Source organism: Candidatus Sulfurimonas baltica (assembly GCF_015265455.1).
GTDB lineage: Bacteria > Campylobacterota > Campylobacteria > Campylobacterales > Sulfurimonadaceae > Sulfurimonas > Sulfurimonas baltica.
Genome location: NZ_CP054492.1, coordinates 1175256 through 1198649 on the forward strand (window position 1 = coordinate 1175256; position 23394 = coordinate 1198649).

General features: G+C 31.5%; 10 protein-coding genes. All 10 read left to right on the forward strand.

Annotation, left to right across the window (positions count from 1 at the left end; all coding sequences use genetic code 11):
- The first annotated feature begins 22 nt into the window (after positions 1-22).
- Positions 23-1495, forward strand: coding sequence for a DUF3373 family protein (locus HUE88_RS05995; protein WP_194372073.1), 1473 nt, complete (start codon positions 23-25; stop codon positions 1493-1495).
- A 204-nt stretch (positions 1496-1699) separates the two neighbouring features.
- A complete protein-coding gene (locus tag HUE88_RS06000) occupies positions 1700-5281 on the forward strand; it encodes a tetratricopeptide repeat protein (RefSeq protein WP_194372075.1) in 3582 nt (1193 codons plus the stop codon).
- Positions 5282-5294: 13 nt separating this feature from the next.
- Complete coding sequence (locus tag HUE88_RS06005; protein WP_194372076.1) at positions 5295-8069, forward strand: tetratricopeptide repeat protein; 2775 nt, start codon at positions 5295-5297, stop codon at positions 8067-8069.
- Between the two features lie 48 nt (positions 8070-8117).
- The gene (locus HUE88_RS06010; RefSeq protein WP_194372078.1) at positions 8118-10010 is read left to right on the forward strand and encodes an NAD-binding protein; all 1893 of its coding nucleotides are present in this window, start codon (positions 8118-8120) and stop codon (positions 10008-10010) included.
- Positions 10010-12625 (forward strand): hypothetical protein, encoded by a 2616-nt coding sequence (locus HUE88_RS06015; RefSeq protein WP_194372080.1) that lies wholly within the window; start codon positions 10010-10012, stop codon positions 12623-12625. The genes HUE88_RS06010 and HUE88_RS06015 overlap by 1 nt, the downstream gene beginning before the upstream one ends.
- An 848-nt stretch (positions 12626-13473) precedes the next feature.
- Positions 13474-13923, forward strand: coding sequence for a hypothetical protein (locus HUE88_RS06020; RefSeq protein ID WP_194372082.1), 450 nt, complete (start codon positions 13474-13476; stop codon positions 13921-13923).
- Positions 13924-14017: 94 nt separating this feature from the next.
- Positions 14018-16762: an AAA family ATPase gene (locus tag HUE88_RS06025; RefSeq protein WP_194372084.1), complete on the forward strand. Its 2745-nt coding sequence runs from the start codon at positions 14018-14020 to the stop codon at positions 16760-16762.
- Between the two features lie 77 nt (positions 16763-16839).
- Positions 16840-19017: a WD40 repeat domain-containing protein gene (locus HUE88_RS06030; protein WP_194372086.1), complete on the forward strand. Its 2178-nt coding sequence runs from the start codon at positions 16840-16842 to the stop codon at positions 19015-19017.
- A gap of 5 nt (positions 19018-19022) precedes the next feature.
- Positions 19023-19928 carry a toll/interleukin-1 receptor domain-containing protein gene (locus tag HUE88_RS06035; protein ID WP_194372088.1) on the forward strand — a complete coding sequence of 302 codons (906 nt, stop codon included), beginning with the start codon at positions 19023-19025 and terminating at the stop codon, positions 19926-19928.
- Between the two features lie 62 nt (positions 19929-19990).
- Positions 19991-23362, forward strand: coding sequence for an ankyrin repeat domain-containing protein (locus HUE88_RS06040; protein ID WP_194372090.1), 3372 nt, complete (start codon positions 19991-19993; stop codon positions 23360-23362).
- Positions 23363-23394: the final 32 nt, after the last annotated feature.

Sequence of the window (23394 nt, forward strand, 5' to 3'; positions counted from 1 at the left end):
ACGTGATTATAAAAGGAAAACAATGAAAAAACAATTCACAATATCACTATTAGCATCATCACTTATTATATCAAGTGCATTTGCAGAAAGCTCTTCATCCGATAGATTTGAAAAAATTGAAAAAGAGATGAGTGCTCTAAAAACTGAAGTCAATATTCTTAAGACTGAAAATTCAAAGTTAAGTTCTAAGTTAGTATCTAGTACTTCTTCTAATGGGGATAACCTAAAATGGGGTGTTGACTTTAGAACAAGTGTTGATAGCATTAACTATAAAATGGCAAATGGTACTACGCAAAGTAATGACGCACTGCTTAGTAATCGCTTATGGCTAAATATGAGCTATGAGGCAAGTGAAAATGTAAAATTTGGAGGGCAGTTGGCATACAATAAGTTATTTGGTCAACGCACTATGATAAATCCTCAAAGTGCTGCTATGGATAGCTTTGATTGGGTTAGTTCTGAAAATAAGCAAGATGATACATTACGTGTTCGCTCAGCATATATTGACTATATGAATGATACGTTCTTTGGTATGGATGTTCCTTGGTCTTTTGGTATTGGTAGAAGACCATCAAACAATGGTAAGCTTATCAGCTATCGTGAAGATGATGATGCAACTTCTCCATTAGCACATATTAGTAATGCTGAATTTGATGGTGGAAACATTAAGTTTAAACTTGCTTCTGTAACTGGCTTAGAGGGTTCTTCTTTTAAGTTTGCTACTGGTAGAGGTATGAGCAATGCCGAAGCCCGTTTCAGCGCTACACCTTATAGCGATGCTAGCTCTAATGACACTGGAAACATTAACATGTACGCTTTTAACTTAGTTCCATACAAAAGTTCTAAGCTGAGTGTTGAATTTCAATATACACACGCTAGTAACCTTATAGATATCAAAAATGCTGGGTTTGATCAATTTGGAGCATTTAATCCTGCCAGCTACAATCCAGCAATGGAAAAAGTGGGAGCACTTGAACTAGCTTCTGCTTTTGTTTCTTTTAATGGAATAGGCAGTGGTATATCTGACTATCTAGATAATACTATTGTATTTGTTAGTGGTGCTATGTCAAAAACAGACCCAGACAGCGCAAAAGCTATGCTTGGTTCTATGGATAGTGAAAATGGTTATAGCTATTGGATTGGAACACAAATGCCTTCATTGATTTCTGAAAAAGGAAAATGGGGAATTGAGTTCAATCATGGAAGTAAATATTGGAGATCATTTACATATGCAGAAGATACAGCTATTGGTTCTAAAGTAGCAGCTCGTGGAGATGTTTATGAGGTTTACTTTACAGAGCCACTAGTTGATTCTCTAAGTTTCCAAGTGCGTTATACATATATTGATTACGACTATACTGGAAGCAACGGTTTCTTTGGTTCACAAAGTGGAACACCAATGAAAATTAGTGATCTTCCTGCATCAACAGATATTGCCGGAGTTGTGGTCGATAAAGCACAAGACATCAGAGTGTATTTGCGTTATAAATTTTAATTTATAAAATTAACTAAATCTATAAGAAGCTCTTTTTGGGCTTCCAATCTTCACTAAGGGGAGGATGGATGTATCTAAAGAGATCATATTTATCTTAGAGATAAAAGTTTTAGATGAAAAATAACATAATTAAGTACATAAAAATAATATCTTATGTAGAATAATTAAATTTAAAATTTAAAAATAAATTAAAGGCAAATTTACATGTCAAAAACCTTCAGACTCTTCATCTCATCAACATTTAACGACTTTCGCAAAGAGCGTGAAGTACTACAAACTAAAGTATTTCCACACATAAAAGATTATGCATCTAAAGAAGGTTACGCGTTTCAACCAATTGACCTAAGATGGGGAGTTAGCAACGAAGCACAACTTGACCAAAAGACATTAGAACTTTGTCTAAGTGAAGTAAGAGCATGTAAGAGTCATATGCATCCTAACTTCTTGATTATGATAGGTGACAGATATGGTTGGATACCTTTGCCGTATGCTATTGAAGCAGATGAGTATGAAGAGTTACTATCACTTACAACAGATGATGAAAAACAACAATTACAAGAATGGTATAAAAAAGACCTAAACCAACTCCCAGCCTCTTACATCCTAAAAGAGAGAAAAGAAGAATATGAAGAGTTTGAAGCTTGGTTAAAAATCGAAAAAAACATACGAACAATATTACAATCAGCAGTAAATAACTCAAGCCTAAATGAAGAACAAACAAGAAAGTACTTTCTCTCAGCTACAGAAGCAGAAGTAGAAGAGGGCATCATTCCTTACATCAACCCAACCAAATATCAAAGAGAAACATTACTTAGTAAAGACAGCACACTTCAAACAGTAGACCCAGAACATATCTTTGGTTTCTTTAGAGATGTAGATAAAACAACACAAACAGAAGATAAATTTATAGTAGATGACTATGAAGAAGCACAACTATTTAAAAAAAGAGTAGAGGATGTTCTAGTAGATAATAACACTCTACATGTACAAACTACCCAAACAGATAAAGATACTCTAAATGAAGAGTACTTAACAAAGTTTCAAGATAGAATGATAAGCTTCTTAGAAGCACAAGTTGATTCTCAAAAGACAAAAGAGGATAGTGAAAAACAAACTCCACTTCAAATAGAACTAGCAGCCCAAAGCTACTTCGCTCAAACTAAAAGAAAAGACTTCCTAGCACAAGAGAGTCTAAGAGAAACAATAGCAAACTATATCTCTGATGACAATCAACAACCACTAGTTATATATGGAGAGTCAGGAAGAGGAAAGTCTGCTCTTATATCTAAAGCGATTCAAGAAGCAGAAGAGACACTTCAAAAGAAAGTACTCTATAGATTTGTAAGTGCAACTCCAAACTCTAGCTCTTCTAAAGAGATACTTACGAGCATATTTGAAGAGTTACATGTAGATATAAGAACCGAAGAAGAAAAAGCAAAAAAAGATGAAGATAAACTCACCATAAACTCAAATGAAAATCAAGAATCATTTGAAGACTTTAGTTATAGAGTATACACAGAGATACTAAACATAAAAGAGAGCATAGTTGTCTTTATAGACGCAGTAGACCAACTGCAAAACGATGATAACTTCTTATGGTTACCACAACAACTACCATCAAATGTAAAAATAGTAATCTCAGCACTAGATGATGTAAAATACAAAGATGACAGTAAATACCTAACAACACTAAAAACTAAAACAGACACTCTTCATCTGATTCCTGAATTCAGTGAACCAATACAACTTTTAAAAGCTTTACTTGAAAAAGAAGATAGAACTGTAGATGATTATCAAACAAACTACTTTTTACAACAGTTTGAAAATGTAAAATCACCTCTGTATGTAAGTATAGCTACTCAAGAGATGAAGAACTGGAAAAGTGGAGATACAACTCAAACACTCCAAAATACTCAACAAGGGATAATAGAAGAGTTTGTTGAAAATCTATATAAAGTATATCATCACAATGAAGAGTTTGTAAACAAAGCTCTAGGCTATATATACGCTTCAAGAGATGGTCTAAGTGAGAGTGAACTACTACAACTTATATCAGCAGATGAAGAGTTCATAAAAAGAATGGCACCTGAGACTTGGCATGATAACCCAAATAAAGAACTACCATTAGTTCACTGGTCAAGACTACAAACACAACTAAAACCATTTCTAAGCTCAAAGACTCAAGATGGCGAAGAGTTAATGTACTTCTTCCATAGAGAGTTTGAAGATGTAATAGCTAAACTTCCAAACCAAAGAGAAGAGCATGAAGCTGTTATAAAAGCTAATCAAGAACTTATAAAACAAAACCAAGACAAACCCTTCAACTCTAATAGATGGGGTAAACTCTACGCAACACTCATCACAGAATATGAACTAAGATATAAAGACAAAGAGAAACAAAAAGAGTTTGCTGAGTTTATAGCTATAATGACTAATAATAGTGATTGGGTATTAGAGTACCTTCTTCATTTTTCCAATATCGGTACCAATCATCGTAGATACAACCGGATGCATAAAGCTATTGCATATCAAGAAAGCTGTTTATATATTTCAAAAGATTTATATAATGATTATCTAAATAGTTTAACAGAACCTTATGCTGAAGATATTCCAGCTAATTCATATGGTAATCTGTTGGTAGACAATTACATTCTGGCATTAACGGGTCTATCCTTCTCATACTCCAAGCAAAACCGTGAAGAAGAAGCGATAGATTTTCTAAAAGAGTCATTCAAAATAACAAAAGAGCTATATTCTAAAAATCAAACGCGCTGGATAGATACATATTTAATGGTATTAAATAATCTAGCTGAAAATTATAGAAAACATAACCATATAACAGAAGCAATAGAATTAGGAGAAGAATCATTAAAAATATTGAGACCACTTTACTATTCAGATCCAGCTTATTGGTTAGAACCCTATATATCTGTATTAGGTAATTTTGCCGGTTCTTTGTCTGATCAAAATCGCCTTGAAGAAGCAATAGAACTTCAAGAAGAATCCCTAGGTATACTAACTGATCTTTATAAGGAAAATCCTTCTTATTGGGCAGGGGAATATGCTCTATTACTAATTAATTTAGCTGCTACTTATTCTGATGCAAATCGCCAAGATCAAGTGATAAACATTGAAGAAGAGGCAGTAAAAATAATAAAAGAACTTTTCGAACAAGATCCAGTTCTTTGGGTAGAATATTACACCACATCATTGCATAATCTAGCATTTTCTTACGAAAATCAAAATCGTCTAGATGATGCGATAGAACTTGAAGAGGAATCACTAAAGATACTAAAAGAGTTTTATCGTGAAGACCAAAATCAATGGGCTCTAGACTATATGCTCGCTCTAAATAGTTTAGGTAATTTATATATAAAAGAGCAAAGATTTGAAGAGGCTTTGCATATAGTGCAAAAAGCTAAAAATCTAAGTGAGAAATATTTTTATTATATTCCGCAACAGTGGACTAGAAGCTATTTAATCAGCATGACTGACTTAGCTGGCGTATATGGTGAGTTGGGTGATTACTATAACAAAATACAAATTCAAATTGAAAAGGTTCAAATTTTAGGAGAGCTATATGCAATAGATCATGAGAGATGGCATGAAGAGTATAGTAACATTTTAAAAGGACTAATTGGTTCTTTACGAAATCAAAACGATCAAAGTAGGTTACTAGACACTCTTACTAAGTTATATGTAGTTACGGTTAGAAAGTTTGGTCAAAATAGCGATATGGCTCAAATGATGGTTAAAGAAATAGTAGCAATAAAACAACAATTATAAGGAAAAAACAAACATGACAGATGCAGATATACTAAGAGGCTTAGAGAGCCAAGTAGAAGAAGTTCAGCAAGATGCAAGACAAGGTGTTACAATTGATGATATTTTAGATATAGCAAAATTTTCTGCATTAATTGAAGGTAGGTCAGAAATAGAGATGATGGACTTTACAGTTGCGTTACTCTTTGTAGAAGCAATAACTGAAGTAGCGGAAAAAACTTTTTATTTGTTAACTAAAGGTATAGAAGTTCCTTTACAATGTAATGGACAAAAATATATAGATATAGCAAGAATACAGCCTAATATGCCTATTGGAGATGACCTTGAAGATATGTTGTCACAATTTAAAGGATTTGTTGGAAATGGAGTGATTGCAAAACTTAGAGAAGATGGTGTTGATAACTATTTTAATGCTATCCAGAAAGACACAAGTAATAATATTAAAAAAAAGGCTAATGATATGACAGAAAATTTAAAGTTAAGTATTACACTAGATGAGCTTATCGAGTATGCAGCAAGAGTTTCCCCTAAAATGAAAGGCTCAACAGATGTAGGAAGATTACAATTTATTTTTGAGAATGTATATTTAACAAAAGAGATTGTAGATTTTATAGCAGAGTATGGCATAAAATGGAAATATAATTTAATGCCAAACTTCAATATGAGACAACTTCAATCATTGACATTTGAAGAAGTGATGGGTTATACCGATAGTGAAGAGGGACGAAATTTTCAAAAACTATTAACAAATAAATTTGGAGGAGATACAAAAGTAGCTTATTATTACTATGACAATCCACAAAGAGAGAAAAATTGGGAAGATGAAGTGCCATTCTTAGAAGAGAAGTTTGGTGCAAATAAAAAAGTACTAACTCCTGAGGAAAAAGTTTCAAATCTTGAAGAGCTTTACAAGCAAGACAAAGATAAATGGGTGAAGGATTACACTGAAGCACTTCATTGGTTAGCTTTGTCATATTATAAGCAAAGCAGCTACGATGAAGCGATACCACTTTTTTCTAAAAACCTCTCTATCTTTGAAGAGCTTTACAAGCAAGACAAAGATAAATGGGTGAAGGATTACACTAAAGCACTTGATTGGTTAGCCTATTCACATTATCAGCAAAGCAGCTACGATGAAGCGATACCACTTTTTTCTAAAAACCTCTCTATCTTTGAAGAGCTTTACAAGCAAGACAAAGATAAATGGGTGAAGGATTACACTAAAGCACTTGATTGGTTAGCCAATTCACATTATCAGCAAAGCAGCTACGATGAAGCGATACCACTTTTTTCTAAAAACCTCTCTATCCTTGAAGAGCTTTACATGCAAGATGAAGAAAAATGGGTGAAGGATTACACTAAAGCACTTTATTGGTTAGCTTTGTCATATTATAAGCAAAGCAGCTACGATGAAGCGATACCACTTTTTTCTAAAAACCTCTCTATCCTTGAAGAGCTTTACAAGCAAGACAAAGATAAATGGGTGAAGGATTACACTAAAGCACTTCATTGGTTAGCCTATTCACATTATCAGCAAAGCAGCTACGATGAAGCGATACCACTTTTTTCTAAAAACCTCTCTATCCTTGAAGAGCTTTACAAGCAAGACAAAGATAAATGGGTGAAGGATTACACTAAAGCACTTGATTGGTTAGCCGATTCACATTATCAGCAAAGCAGCTACGATGAAGCGATACCACTTTTTTCTAAAAACCTCTCTATCCTTGAAGAGCTTTACAAGCAAGACAAAGATAAATGGGTGAAGGATTACACTGGAGCACTTCTTTGGTTAGCCAATTCACATTATCAGCAAAGCAGCTACGATGAAGCGATACCACTTTTTTCTAAAAACCTCTCTATCCTTGAAGAGCTTTACATGCAAGATGAAGAAAAATGGGTGAAGGATTACACTAAAGCACTTGATTGGTTAGCCTATTCATATTATAAGCAAAGCAGCTACGATGAAGCAATACCATTTTATTCTAAAAACCTCTCTATCCTTGAAGAGCTTTACAAGCTAGATGAAGATAAATGGGTGAAGGATTACACTAAAGCACTTGATTGGTTAGCCAATTCACATTATCAGCAAAGCAGCTACGATGAAGCGATACCACTTTTTTCTAAAAACCTCTCTATCCTTGAAGAGCTTTACATGCAAGATGAAGAAAAATGGGTGAAGGATTACACTAAAGCACTTGATTGGTTAGCCTATTCATATTATAAGCAAAGCAGCTACGATGAAGCAATACCATTTTATTCTAAAAACCTCTCTATCCTTGAAGAGCTTTACAAGCTAGATGAAGATAAATGGGTGAAGGATTACACTGGAGCACTTGATTCCTTAGCCTGTTCAAAAGCAAATAACAAAGAGTATGAAGAAGCAGGAAAACTGTTTTCAAAATATTTTGAGATAATTGACTTTAATCAAAAAGATGATATCACATGGTTTATGTACGCATTCATTAAATGGTATCAATGTGAGCAGAGACTAGGCAACAGTATCGCAATTAAGAATTTAGATGATTTAGCTCTAAAACTCATAGACTTGTATAAAGATAAACTTGGCAAAGAGTATGAAGTGGTGATAAAGCAACAACATGATGGTTATATTCCACTTAGAGATTCGGAAGATGATTTTGATAGAGAAAAGTATGAGATATTTGTAAAATTTTTTGAAGCTGATTTTACTTATGTTGAGCCTAGTGAAAAAGACACTAAGTTTATAAAAGATGTAGAACAATTAGAAAAAAATATAATATGGAAGATTTTAAATTTTTTCAAAACAAAATAACAGCTAAAATATTAATAAAGAATATTTAAAACATAGTTAGAGGAAACAATGAAAAAACTAAATGAAATCATAAATAGCTATAGAAACTCTCCAAGCGTAGTTTACTTTTTACTAGAAAACAAAGCTTTAACCATAGGAGCAGTTGCTGTAATAGCTTTTGTATTACGCTTTTCATTAGCAGTAAATAGCAATGAAGTTTTAGATGCTTTAGGTAATGGCTTAGAGTTTGCATCTATCGTATCAGCTTCTATGATTGCTGTTTTACTTTACTTCAAAGATGCAGTAAATATGCAACTTGTAAAGCGCATTTCTGAAAGCGGACACACTACAGTTTTTGGATTGGGTGAGTTTAGTGCTGCGCTTCTTACAAATGAAGTTGCCAATAAAAATAGCTCATATATCATCTTTGAAAAAAATATCCAAAATGATAAAATTGAACACTTTAGAAAAGCTGGCATGGGAGTGGTTCAAGGAGATGCTTTTGATGGTGAACATCTTGAACAACTAAACTTTCAAACAATGGACTATGCCATTGTAGCACTTGGTAACGACAGGTTAAATATGGAGTTGGCAACTACTATTATAGACCATTATAAACGCAAAAATATTGACACTCCTATTAAAATAGTTGTTCATATTATAAACCAAGATTTAAATGCTCTTTTCCATCAAGCGTTTATTGCTCCAGATGCAGATAAAACTCATAAAATAGATATTCAGACATTTTCCTTTTATGAAGAGGCGGCAGAATCATTTTTTGAGCAGAACTATGTTGATGGGCAAAGCAGTGAAATTATGGATGGTAGTGAAGATTATCATATAGTTGTTGCTGGTAATGGTGAGCTTGCACTTAACATTATCTACCAAGCGGCAAAAAAAGCGCACCTCCCAAATGAGAATAAATTAACTATACATGTAGTAGATAAAGATGCCCAAAAGTTTAAAAAGCAAGTGATTAAACGATACTCTGGCATAGAAAAGGTAATCTCATTAGAATCAGTAACACTAGATGATGAGACTCTAGAATACTTTAATCAAGAAGAACTTTGGTTTAAAAAGAATCTTACTCATGTAATCGTGTGCTACGATGATGAAGAGAAAAACCTTAAAATTGCTACAGACCTTTTTAACAAAACATATTTGTCTCGTGCGGTTGAAAAGACTCTAAAAACCCGTATTAATTTTGCTATATTTAATGCTTACAACATGAGCAGTAAAATAGATACGGATAAAGAGAACTTCAAACAGTTCTTTAGTTTTGCAGATGTAAAAGCAATATGTACAAGAGATAATTTACTAGATGAAAAACATGATTTGATGGCGAAGTTAGTACACAATCAATATGCAGAGCAGTATACTCCAAATGACTTATATGATTTACAAAACAAGACTATTAAAGATAAGATACATGACAAGTGGTATGATGCTTCAAAGTTAAGTGATAAGCTCTCAAGTATAGCCCAAAGTAAGCATATACCAATGAAGTTAAAAGCACTAGGACTTCATAGCGTTAAATCTGAGAAATCTCAAAAAGAGCTTTTAGAACATAACCGTAAAATATTTGATGCTTCATTAAAAGATGATAGAGATTCTCTTGGACTTAGTGATGAATTTTTACAAGATTACTCAAAAGAGCTTCCAAAACTATGGGGCGATCAAAGCAGCATAAACATACGCTATTTTCCAAAAGAGTACACGACAATGCTTGAAAAACTTACAAGAGCAGAACATAACCGCTGGAATGCATTTCATTATTTAAATGGTTGGACTTATGACGAGGTAAAATCAAAACCAAAAAAAGAGCATGACTGCTTAATGCCACTTGCAGAGTTTAAAAAACCAGAACTTCAACTAACGGTAATCTATGACATGTATGCTATTTTATATATTCCAAATTATCTGGCTAATGCTGGGTATGAGATAACCTTTAGGGAGTCTTGATGGATATTAGTTTAAAACTCAAAAATATTATATATCGTATTGCAGATATCTTTTTCAAAGTGATGAGAACAGTCAGTAAAAATAAACTTTTTATTATTATAATGATATTTGTCTTTGCATATTATTTGGGTGTCTCAGGCATAAAAGAAGTAGTTGAGCTTTCTATAGCAAGTGTACAAGTGTCTACAGATAAGAGTATATTTTCATCTGTATGGTTTTTGGCTTTTGAAAATCTTTTTGTGCAACTGCCAGGTGAACTAACCAATACAAAGGTAATTACAGCACAGTTTATTGCCCATTTTGCATTACTTTTTACTGTTGTGTTAGTACTTTTTAAAGATTGGATAGTGTTATTAAAACTTAAAACCCTTTCATATGTAAAACACACGCTAGTTATAGGCTTAGGCGAAAACAATCGTATGTATCTTGAAAGTGAAATAAAATCAGGACATGAAAGCAATATTATTATCATTGAACCTGATATTGCTAATGCTCATGCTAGATATTTTCAAAATGAGGGATTTGGAGTTTTTTTTGGAACCATAGAAGAGTATTCAATTAAGTTTCAAAATCTTGAACGAGTTGTAATATCAGCAGGAAATGATCGTGAAAATATAGAAATTGCCGGTAAATTGCTACAACAAATACCAGATACTATGAATAAAGAGAAATTTGGAGAACCAACAATAATACATATTCATTTACAAAATCAGGATTATAAAGCACTTTTTAAACAAAATGTATTAAATAGTAGAGCTGATCTTCCTTTGGAATTTAAACCATACTCTTTTAATGACGATGCAGTAAGATACCTTTTTGATAAACATACCGTGCTTGGAAATTTTCATACTATTGCTAAAAGAGAAGAATCCTATAATATTGTGGTAATTGGTGATGGCAATTTAGCTGAACGTATAATATATCACCTTTGTACACTTTCAATTTTACCAAACAAAAACCATCTAACTGTTCATTGTATTAATGAAAATACAGAATCATTTATCACTCGTGTAAAATCAAACTTCACAGAACTCTCTAAAATAAAATCTATTTCATTTCATGAACACCATCTTTCTATGGAAAATCCAAATTTTTTCAATAGTGATGTTTGGGCACTAAACAATTTAACAAATGTTTTTATTTGTCATGATGATGAAAACATCAATCTTGAGTGTGTTGTAAATCTTCACGATAAGGTTTATATTAAAGATGCCGTACATAAAACAATGAAGACAAAAGTACATTTTGCAATGTACCACAATATGCAATTGAGTCAGAGTATTGATGAAAATAAAGATGAATTTAAACAATTTTTTACTTTTGGTGACGCAAGTAAAATATGTAGTCGTGAATACTTTATTGATGAAAATCATGAAAATATTGCTAAACTAATTCATAACGGATACGGCGATATATATAATGATAAAAGTATTGGTGATTTTGAAGATAAAATATTTGTAAAAATAATAGAGAGTAAGTGGCTTGATAGCACAAAATTTAGCGATCGTGAATCAAATCGATCGCAGGCACTTCATATAAATACAAAACTTATGTCACTTGGTCTTAAAAAAGTTAAGTATGATGACACAGATAAAACACAAGTAGAAATAAGAAGACTGCTTCTTAAGGAAAATAAAAAAGCTTTTAAGCCTTTTTGTTCTCAATTAAAGATAACTCAAAAAGAACTAGTTAACTTCTCTAGTCAACTCCCAAAACTATATGATGATGAGTCTCATCTCGATGAAGAGATGATTAATAAATACTATGAGATATTAATGAAAGACGAAGGCATGCTTGCTAAACTTATGCAAGCTGAGCATGAGCGCTGGAATGCATTTCATTATATAAACGGTTGGAAATTTAATAAGGATAAAAACAAAGATATCAAAGAACACAACTGCTTAATAAGTTTAGGTGAATTCAATGATGTAAAACGTAAAATGACAATAATATATGACCTATACTCAGTTTTATATATGCCAAACTATCTTGCAAGTACTGGATATAAAATTGTTCCTATTGATGATATCTCTATAGGTGTCATTGGTAATAGTGACAAAAATATGCCAGATGATAAGTTGAAAAATATTCTTAAGATAGAATTAGAAAAAATAATCTCTAAACATGGAAATATAGAACTTATTTCATCACTTAGGGAAGGCACAGAGCGTATATTTGTTGATTTGGCATTAGAAGTTGATATTCAAAAAATAAAAGAGTTGACTGTCCCTATGCCATTTGAAGAAGAAGATTATATTCAAGACTTTAATCAAAATAGTTCAAAAGATATGTTTACGAGATATACGGTATTTGATGAAATTTATTCACATATGAAAGTTGATGCTTACTCTCTTACACATGGAAGTCCTCGTACACAAAAAAACCCTGAGAAGCAAAATAATTTTAATGAGCAACAATATATGAAATCTAGGGAGGATGTTTTAAAATTATCAGATATAGTGTTTTTGATATTAAATAAACAATCAGATGACATAAGAACTAAAGAAGTCTTAACTCAGGCTAAAAAATATTCTAAAAAAATTATATGTATCAATCCTCGTATATATGATGTATGTAGCAAAGAAACTCTAGATATATATTTAACAGGAGATTAAGAAATGTGACTTAATAGTAAAAACGGGTGCTTAAAAGACACCTCAAACTATGGTATAAGTTGTCCTTAATAGTGTTATGCTATAATTATATTCAAAAAATTCTGTTCTATATTGCTTTTTTTAGATTAAAATAAAGAAAATAAATGATATCCGAAATCATGTTTTATGCTAAAGCTATAACTGTTGCTTTATTAATGGTTATATCCATGGTGATTGCTTTTTTCTCAATACTTGGAACAATATTCTCATCCGATGAGAATCCTGACAAAGCAATCATGTTTTTTTTCCTTTTTATTGCTTGCACCATTATTGCTATCGCTTTTAAACGTTTAGGGGATAAATTATTTTATTAAGAAGAGAAACTAAACTACTTAGGCAAGAGCGTTGAATATTAAAGAAAGCAACATTATACTTTTCAAGAGAAGCTCAATAAAGTATGCGGCCGATATGCCATGATGGTATACACGTCATTCTTTTGATAATGAGAAAGTTTTATTGGTGGTTAACTATAAGCATAATAAGGCTTCAAAAAATTAACCACTAATTTAGAGATCACCCCTCTAAACTAAAGAAACACCTTCTTACCTCCCCCTACAATCTTAATTTCAACTTATTGAGTTTTTTGGACCATCGTATTTAAACCTTTATAAATCTGGTTAAGTGGGTGGTGAATGACAGTAAGAACATAAAATTTAGTTTTATGTAACATAATATACTTTTTTAATTATTTAAATAAAATTATTTATAATTTATTAAGTAATAAAGAATTTTTATATTAGTATATGACACAAGGTGTCAATAGCTACTGTTATTATTCCTCGGTACAAAAAAATAAAAGGATAGAAAAAATGGCGATAAGCATAGAAGAAGTAACAAAATACATAGATGAAATTGGCGGTAGTATTATAAAGTCAGATAGCGGTGATACTGTTTCAATTATAGCATTTAGTAAATATAATAATATATTAGAAGATAAAAATAGTTATATTATTTATTTATTAGAGAATGGTGAGTTAATACAGTTTACAAACGGTATCGGTTCAATAAAAGCTACAGGGATAGATAAGTGTGTTCTTTTTGAATCATTGTTGGATCATAATTCAAATACTAAGTTTGGAACATGGGATTATGATAGCAACGAGGATCAAATAAATTATACAATTGAAATTCCTTTGGAAGACAACACATTAACAGAAAAGCAATTTAAAAGAATAGTTAAAGTATTGGAATCTGGAACCGTTGAAATTATTAAAATGATTGGCGAGTTGAGAAACTCATCAAATAGTGATGGAATTTAATAAAATTAGAATAATTTTTTTTAAAGAGGCAATAAGAATTAATTAGATTCTTGTTACCTCTTTAGCCTTTTGAAATACTGTTACAAGGAATTATATGAGAACACTATTTTTAACGGCTAAAAAGTTTGCGATTGATGCTAATGCATCTGCTATTTCACTAGAGTACTTTAAAGAGGCACTTTCAACTTTAGAATTGATTGATCCAAATGTTAGAAAACTTGTCTATGAGTACTTAAGCATAGAACCAAGTTTGACAAGCAAAGTTTCAAAAGAAAGTATCGAAAATGTTAAAAAACATAATGTCGTACCGTTTGATGATGAAGTAAAAAAGTTCAAAGAGTATTTGGAATCAAATGGTTTTGCAATGACGGCTATAGTATCTAAAATTTTTGTAGAAAAAACGAATAGCATTAAAAAAGTTAAAGAGAATATTTCTAAACTAGAAGAATCTCTTAAATCACAGGTGTATGGACAGGACCAAGCCATAGAAGCAGTTTGTGATAAAATCGTTGAGTCCAGTTATAACATAGCTACAGACACCCCAAAAGCTATTTACTTTTTTCTTGGCCCTCCAGCTACTGGAAAGACTATGCTCTCAAAGCTTATAGTTGACCAGCTAGAAGGGTACGATGCTTTTAAGATTTTTGACATGACTCAGTATAGTAGTTCTAAGGATGGGTTTGGGCTGTTTGGGTTAGAAAAGGGTTACACTGATGCAACCGAAGGTAAACTCACAAAATTTGTAAAAGAAAATCCTAACTCAGTAGTGGTTTTTGATGAGATAGAAAAAACACATCCTGATGTGCTTTCGAACTTTTTAATGATGTTATCATCTGGCAAGGCAGAAGACGGTTTTACTGGCGAGATTATAGATTTTAAAAATACTATCGTTGTATTTACATCAAACTTGGGTTCAGAACTTTACAATAACAGCGACTTTGTGCAGCTCATGAAGGAAAACCCCCTTGAAGCAAATAGCACTATTATAGATGCAATAGGCAGGGAAGAGCGAATAATAGAGGGTGATTCAAGAAAAGCATTAAGTCCAGAGTTACTCTCAAGACTTTCACAAGGTCAAATAGTTCTTTTTAATAAATTACCTTTTGATGCGCTGTTAAATATTACTAAAACTAAAGTTCTAGAGGTTCAGGCTAATTTTGAGTCAATATATGGCATCGATATTGAGTATGATACATTTGATAGTATTATTGCTCTACTACTGCTTTCATTTGCCCCTCAAGTAGATGTACGTAAGTTAAAATCGAAATTACCATTAGTAATATTTGATTTGATTACTGATTATGTAAGAGCGAATGACAGTCTTATAAGCCGAGTTGATTTTAGGATAGACAAGCACTCCTCTGAGCTTTTAAAGTCTGAACTTTTAGATTTAAATAGTGAAGCTCAAATAAAATTTCTGCATAATATCTTCAGAAAAAATGAAACATTTAAATATAAACTAGCTACAAATTTTGATTCTGGAGTTCTCACATTTACATTTAGCGATGTTGTGCGTAAAAAACTCTCAAGGTCAGTAGATTTTAGTGGTGAAGAAGGTTTAGTATTTACCGTTCCATCTATCAGTTTTAAAGATGTGGCAGGACATGCGGTCGCGAAAAAAAGACTAGGCGAAGTAATAAATATACTAAAAGATCCTAAAAAACTGGACAAGTTTAATGTAGGTGCGCCAAAAGGAATGCTTCTTTATGGTGTTCCAGGAACGGGTAAAACTATGCTCGCCAAAGCATTTGCAAACGAAGCAGACTTGCCTTTCATACAAACAACAGGCACAGAAATACTAAATATAGAGCTTATGAAAAAAATCTTTAAAAAAGCTAGAGAATATGCACCAGCTATAGTTTTTATTGACGAGATAGATGCTATTGGAACGAGAGATGGTTCTAGATTTGATGTAATAATCAATCAGTTCCTAACTGAATTAAATGGTTTCTCTGATAGTGCAGATGAAATGGTGTTTGTAATAGCCGCAACAAACTTAAAACAAAAAATAGACCCTGCAATACTTCGTTCAGGAAGAATTGACTTACATGTAGAGATAGATTCACTTGATCGTGCAGCTAGGGAATTTTTTATAGATAAGATTTTAGAAAAACCAATATCAGGTTCATTCGATAAAGAGAAGATTTTAACATATACAGCCGGTATGACAGGTGCAGATTTGGAAAAGGTTGCAAGAGAGAGTGTCCTTTATGTTTTTAGACATTCCCTTGAGAATATTACTCAAGATATTTTAATAGAGCAGATAAACATAATCAAACATGGCTCAAGAATAACTCATAAATCTATAGACAAACTTATGGAATCAACAGCCATACATGAAGCAGGGCATGCTGTAGTCTCAATAGTTTTAATGCCAGAAGCTAAAATAGAGCAGATTACAGTTGTCCCAAGAGGTGGCGCACTAGGGTTTGTATCATACGATCAAGACGCAGACTTAAGTAGTTTGACTCGTCAAGATATAAAAAATAAACTCTGCATTGCATTTGCAGGACGAGAAGCACAACTAAAAGAGTATGGTGAAGAGGGCTTTGACAGCGGAGCTTCAAGCGATTTAAACATGGCAACAAAATATGCTCACTATGCTATAGCAACACTTGGAATGGGTGAAAGTACAGGTTATATAAATGTATCTAATTTTAAAGAAGATTCACTTTTTGAAAAGGAGATAGAAGCGGAACTAAAATTGTGGTTAAATGAAGCAAAGGAAAAAACGCAAATATTAATAAATGAGCATTGGGACAAGGTGTCAGCACTTGCAAAACTACTTCAAGAAAAAGAGATAGTGAATGAAGCTGAACTTATAACTTTAATGACATAAGCTGTCACAGTAAGATGAAATAATTTAAGTAACAAAAATAGTATTAGAAAAAAATCAACAAGCATAGGGCGCTATAAATGGAAAAAATTTACTTTAATGATAATGATAAAGAAAAAATGAGGATAAAACTTAGTAATAATTGGGAAGTTAATTATGATGGTGAACTGTATCTTCGAGAGGCGGGTGATTTTGAACCCAAAGAATTAGTTGGTCACAGTGAAAAAGTGATAGGATTGCTTAACCTTGATGGTGGAGAATTTTTATCTATTTCAAAAGATAATACTATGATTGTTTGGAGCGCAAAAGGGCGAAAGCAAGCTACATTTGAGAGTGAAAATAGCATTGTAGGAATTAGTAAAATTGGTGATGGAAAAATATTGGCATTATTAGAAGATGAAAGTGTTGTATTATGGAGTGTTAAATATAGAAGAAAACTTGCTACATTTGACTTGAAAGTTAGCTCATTTGATGATGTTGAACTAGATCAGAGTTATCTGTCTTTTATTACGAAAGATGGAGATTTGAAAGTATATACCGATACTGGAAATAGCGTTATAACATTCCAGAATCAAAAAACTTTCTTTACTGCATGGAGATTCTTACGAAATGATTATTGTTTAACACGAACAAGCACAGAAATCATAGAACTTTGGTCAAGCAGCGGAGAAAAAGTAGCCACAATAAATGATAAATTTTCTTTTAGTAAAGACTTTTTAACAATAGATGAAAAATCTTTTGCATTTGTCAATGAAAATAATGAAATTTGCATATATGATTTTGAAGGTAAAAAATATTCATCTTCCAAAGTTGACTTAGCAAACTTAACAAGAACCTTTATACAAACAAAAGAAAAGCTTGAGAATCAAAAAAAACAAAATAATATAATGGATTTTATGCATGTAAATAATCCAGACTATAAAGAAGTGTTTATACCTTCAGAAGTAATTTTAAAAAATGATATAGAATTACAAGATGATGACACAAAATACTTATGGAATTTTTTTAATCGTCCTATTTTTAATCAGATTCATAATCTTCTAAAAAAAGAAGAAAAATCTGTAAAAGAATACAGAAAGAAAATGCATGAAATAAAAGAAAATGAAATGAAATTAGATGAAGTAAATTTACTTATTGCTTCAACTATTAAAATAAAAAAAATAATTGCTATCTTAGTATCCTTATCCTTCTTTTCGTTTGCTTTAATTGTGGCTGGAATGTTATATAAAGTTTTGCCAAGCAATATGCCAGTTCTAGTTTTGGTGCCATTTGTGTTGTTTGTAGTTTTTATAATGATATGGAAAAGTAAGTTTTCTAAATTGTTGTTATTACATAGAAAAAAAGAAAAAATCAATACAATTGACATGTTAATGCAGGCAACGAAGCAGTGGCTTAAATCAGTTGTTGAATACAGAGATTCAATTATCAAACAAATACCTGTTTTAAAAGATCAAAACCTTTATTCTGGGCTTAAGGCTAAAGAGATTATTAAAAGTAAAATAAATAATGAAATAGAAAAATTAGCTTTAGAAGAGTGTGGTATTACAAAAGATGACATTGAGTTTACTGATATAACTGGTGCGAATAATCGTGAGGCTATCGTTTTACATGATTGGTCAAAAATTCAAGATAAAACAAATGATTCAATGAGTAAGAAAATTACTTCTCACAATGAAATGTCGTTTTGGTCAACGAAAGATGGAGATATACTTTTTGCTGTTCAATATATTCAGTTTATCTTTTTAACAAAAGATAAAATTGATGTCTTTAACACTTATTATGATTTTATTAAAAATGAATATATATCAAAACAATCACATGCTTATTATTATAAAGATGTAACAAATATGTCTAAAAAACAAGTTGAACGTATTGTTTTTAGTGAAAGTGATGAATACTCTGCAACTGAAATCTCACTGCAAGTTTCGAGTGGAGATAAAATAAATCTTACTATCATTAATCCAGAAACAATGAAAAATTTGAAAAATCAATTTTCTTCTGATGAAGACTTAGAAGAAAGAGGACTTCAAATTAAAGAGCTGGAAGAAAAACTAGAAGAGATAAAATCAGATGATTCTTTAGACGAAGATGAGAAACAAGATGAAATTGAAATGATTGAAGGTCAAATCAATTCAAGAAAAAATGACACTATTATAGTAAATAAAGTTGCAAGTCAAGAATTAAATAAGGCAGATCAAACTATCCAAAATATTAGAGCACAAGTTCGTAATCATAAAACTATTGAAGATAATACTTAATAGCTATGAGTGAGTCTATATTTATATCATATAATAGTTATGACTCTGAGCTAGCAACAGCTATTTCAGATGCCTTGCAAAAGAACAATATAACTAATTGGTTCGCCCCCAATATGATAGGAATTGGTGAGCACTATGCTAGAACTATTACACCCGCAATTACAGGGTGTGAGATATTCTTGTTACTTGCTTCAAAATACTCTGTTGGCAGTAAAAAAGAAAATATGCAAGGCTCAGGAGAAGTTCTAAATGAGCTTCAGCTTGCTTCAAATAACAGACGGATAATACTCCCTTTTAAGCTAGATGATGCGCTCGAAAATGGAGCAGAAGACGGATTTGCTTATCTTTTGGCTAAATCACAATGGTTAGATGTGTCTAAGGATGCGATTCAAAAGCAGGTTGAGTTCATTGTAGAAAACATAAAGGATGTTCTAAAAAATGGGTTGAAAAATTGTAAGAACTATTCTTCAAATCTATCAGAACAAGAACAAGCTCAAAATATAAAAAAAATTGAAAAAGCCTTAAAAAGTGCAGATCTTGCAACTGCCGAAAATATTTTTACAGAAAATGTTTTCGCTAAAGTTTATGATGATGAAATATTACTATTAAGAATTATTACATCAATGATTAAAAATAATATTAGAAACCTTTCATCAAAGTCAGTCGATAGATTACTGCTTCAATTGGATGCCCTGATGCATACGCAGTATAAACATCATTCAATTTATCTCAAAACTATTTTGAGTGTTTTATATTTTAAAGTGAATGGGGTTTTTGATACAACAGGTGGTTTTGACAAGTTACATAGTTTAGCAACAGAATTACCAAAAGTACCTGCCAAATATATTCTTATGTTTAGAAATATTAAGGATACTAACATTATTGAATTAAAATGGAAACATTTTTTGTAATTCAGATGACATTACTACTAGCATCAATATGAAAAAATAAATAAAATTCAAAAGGACTCTCCTTGGCCAATGCAAAAACCTTCAGACTCTTCATAAGCTCACCATTCAATGACTTTCGAGAAGAACGACAAGTATTACATGAAAAAGTATTCCCTAAGATAGATAAGTATTGTAATGATAAAGGTTATACATTTCAACCAGTTGACCTACGCTGGGGAGTTAGTGAAGAAGCTCAACTTGACCAAAAAACTCTAAAATTATGTCTAAATGAAGTAAAAGCATGTAAACATTATCCACATCCAAACTTCTTAATTATGACAGGTAATCGTTATGGGTGGGTATCTCTTCCTTATGCTATTCAAAAAGATGAATTTGAGTCTATTTTAGAATTTTATGCGGATAACAGTGTAGCTATATCAATGCTAGAAAAATGGTACGTGGAAGACACTAATCATCTAATGCTAAATAATAGTTCTCATGCTTATGTCCTAGAGAAAAGGGATCCTAATGGGGAATACAAAGATTGGAAAGAGTGGGAAAAAGAAGAAAATAAACTACGAGACATACTTCAAACAGCAGCAAAAGAACTGTTTGAAGAAAACACAGCTCAATATAATAAATACTTTATGTCAGCGACAGAAGCGGAAGTTGAAGAGGGAATATTACAATATTTAAATCCAACAGAGTTTCAACAAAAACTTCAAACAGATTTAGAAAAAGAACAAAAAAACTTGCCAGAACTAGACAAAGATTATGTCTTTGGTTTCTTGCGTGAAATAACCAATATCGATTCACTAGACTTATCACAAGAGCCAGCTAAATTATTTATAGACAAAGACCAAACAAAAGCCACAGTATTTAAAGAGCAACTTATAGATGCACTATCTAAAGAAAACACTTTGGAATCTACAGTAAAACTCTCAACAGACATAAAGAAACCATTTGTAGATAAAAAGCACCTATGTGAGTTTGAAAAGTTTATGATAGGGAAATTAACACAAGCTATAGATAAACAAATAGACACAAAAGAAGTTTCAGCTCTTAAACAAGAACAATCAGAACAACTAAGATTTAAAATATTAAAAACAGACACTTTCTTTGGAAGAGAAGAAGAACTAATACAAGTACAAAACTATATCAATAATACATGTACACAACCTTTTATAGTTCACGGTATATCAGGTATAGGAAAGTCTTCTTTTATAGCAAAAGCTATAGATGAAGTAGAAGAGGCCTTGACACATACTATAGTCTATAGGTTCATAGGAGCTACAGCATCCTCTTCAAATATAAGAACTCTACTTGAATTACTCATCACAGACTTAGCAGAGCAAGACAGACTAGAGTTGCCAGAAAAATTTGAAGAAGATGATGATGAGTTTAATGTTCAGATAAAAGCATTGTTAGAGACTTTAATGGAACCAACAGTAATCATTTTGGACGCATTAGACCAACTACAAGATAAAAACCATTTAAAGTGGTTACCACTAGAGTTACCAAGTAATTTAAAAATCATTCTATCAATGCTTGACCAAAAAGGGTATGAGTATTACTATGATTTATTAAAGACAAACATAGATACAGCTAATCAACTTGAGATAAAACCTATAGATGAAGATGTAGCAAAAGAGATATTAGATGAGTTACTAAAAAAAGAAAAGAGAAGTTTAACCGATGCACAATACAAATATGCCATTAGAAAACTAAAAGAGAGCAATAGCTCACCTTTATACTTAAAGATAGCGTTTGAAGAGATCAAGACTTGGAAACAAACAGATGAAAAGGAAGAACTTGCAATCGGAATTCAAAAAATAATCAAAGAGTTTATAGATAATTTAACAACAAAATTCCATCATGATAAAGCTATTGTGCATAAAGTACTAGGTCTTATATCCGCTTCAAGAGATGGACTAAGTGAAAGTGAATTACTAGACTTACTTAGTCATGATGAAGATATACTTTCAAGTCTTGAGAAAGAAGAAAATAACAATAATTTAACTTTAACTATTGGCGGAGTTAAAGTAAGAAGATTTCCCATATCTGTATGGGCAAGACTATCAGAACAACTAAGACCATTTGTAAATGAGAGACTTATAGATGGAGAGAAGCTTATTACACCTTTTCATAGGATTATAGCTGAGACTATAGAAAAAGAGTATTATGAAGATAAGAAAGAAAATCTGCATAAAGAATTGGCTTACTATTTTGATTTAGAAAATCATCTAATTACGCAAAGAAGCTTCAATGAATTACCATGGGCTTTGTATAAGTTGGATGATTTTGAAGAGTTAAAGAAAGTAATTTTAAATCATCAAATTAAAGCTTTAGAAGAAAATAACGAATTAGCATGGTATACTAAAAAAGCTTATGATAAATGGGATGCTGCAACGTATATTGGTGATGAAACGTACTATGAACAACAACTTAGAAAATTAAGTTCTAGGAATGCAACATATGAAGAGATGGATAAAAGGATTTATGAATTTATTGTAGAAAACTTTTCAAATGATAGTACTATAGATTCTTTATACGAATATACAAAAAAGCTTGAAAATTCTAGTAAATATATGGAGTTTTTAATAGAACTTGCAATACTAGTAAGGTTTTCAATGAAAAATGAAAGCTTTGCTGATATAGTAAAGTATATAACAATATATACATGTTTTGAGTTGTATGAAGCTAGCTTTTCATATGAATTAAATGTACTAATAACAGATATGTTTAATGCGCAAGAGAATTTCCCATATGGAATTTATAATAATATTTTTGAAAACTCTGGAGTCATAACTAAGGATTATATTGCTCAATTAAATAAATGTTTCGATAATGGAAAGTTAAATGTTTCTATTTTTAGAGATTTATATAATAAAAATTCACTTGATGATTATCAAAAATTAACTACACACGAGATGAATCAAAAAGCAAATATAAAATACGGCATGAGAATAGAAAATCAAAATAGTCAGTTTTTAGAGGCGATAAAAAATGAAAATATAGATATGTTGGATTCGATGATTTTTGAAGGAACTGGGATGGATATATCATCAGAACATCTTCTAGAAGCAATTTATGCTCACTCTCTTTCAGTAGTAAAATTTTTGATAGAAGCATCAGAGGAAGATATAATACATGAATATATGAATATTAAGATTGACAGTTATGCCGAGCCTAAAATACCAATTGTTGAAGCTGTGAAGAGAAGACAACTTGATATAGTTAAATTCTTATTAATTAATGGTGCACATTCGGAAATCTTTGATTTTCTTCCGGAAGGATCACTATTTATGTTCGCAATTCTTAATAAAGATTTAGAAATGGTGAAACTTTTATTAAAATATGGAGTAGATATCAACCAAAAAACTTCATGGGGACATACACCATTGGAGTATGCTTTATTCTGTGAAAGTCCTTCTATAATAGAATTTTTAAGTTAATTAACAATCATAATATGAAAATTTTAAATATT

Excerpts from the sequence above, each read along its gene's own strand:
- HUE88_RS06030 (WP_194372086.1), top strand. The coding sequence starts at position 16,840 with ATGGAAAAAATTTACTTTAATGATAATGATAAAGAAAAAATGAGGATA.
- HUE88_RS06020 (WP_194372082.1), top strand. The coding sequence starts at position 13,474 with ATGGCGATAAGCATAGAAGAAGTAACAAAATACATAGATGAAATTGGC.
- HUE88_RS06005 (WP_194372076.1), top strand. The coding sequence starts at position 5,295 with ATGACAGATGCAGATATACTAAGAGGCTTAGAGAGCCAAGTAGAAGAA.
- HUE88_RS06015 (WP_194372080.1), top strand. The coding sequence starts at position 10,010 with ATGGATATTAGTTTAAAACTCAAAAATATTATATATCGTATTGCAGAT.
- HUE88_RS06035 (WP_194372088.1), top strand. The coding sequence starts at position 19,023 with ATGAGTGAGTCTATATTTATATCATATAATAGTTATGACTCTGAGCTA.
- HUE88_RS05995 (WP_194372073.1), top strand. The coding sequence starts at position 23 with ATGAAAAAACAATTCACAATATCACTATTAGCATCATCACTTATTATA.
- HUE88_RS06000 (WP_194372075.1), top strand. The coding sequence starts at position 1,700 with ATGTCAAAAACCTTCAGACTCTTCATCTCATCAACATTTAACGACTTT.
- HUE88_RS06010 (WP_194372078.1), top strand. The coding sequence starts at position 8,118 with ATGAAAAAACTAAATGAAATCATAAATAGCTATAGAAACTCTCCAAGC.
- HUE88_RS06025 (WP_194372084.1), top strand. The coding sequence starts at position 14,018 with ATGAGAACACTATTTTTAACGGCTAAAAAGTTTGCGATTGATGCTAAT.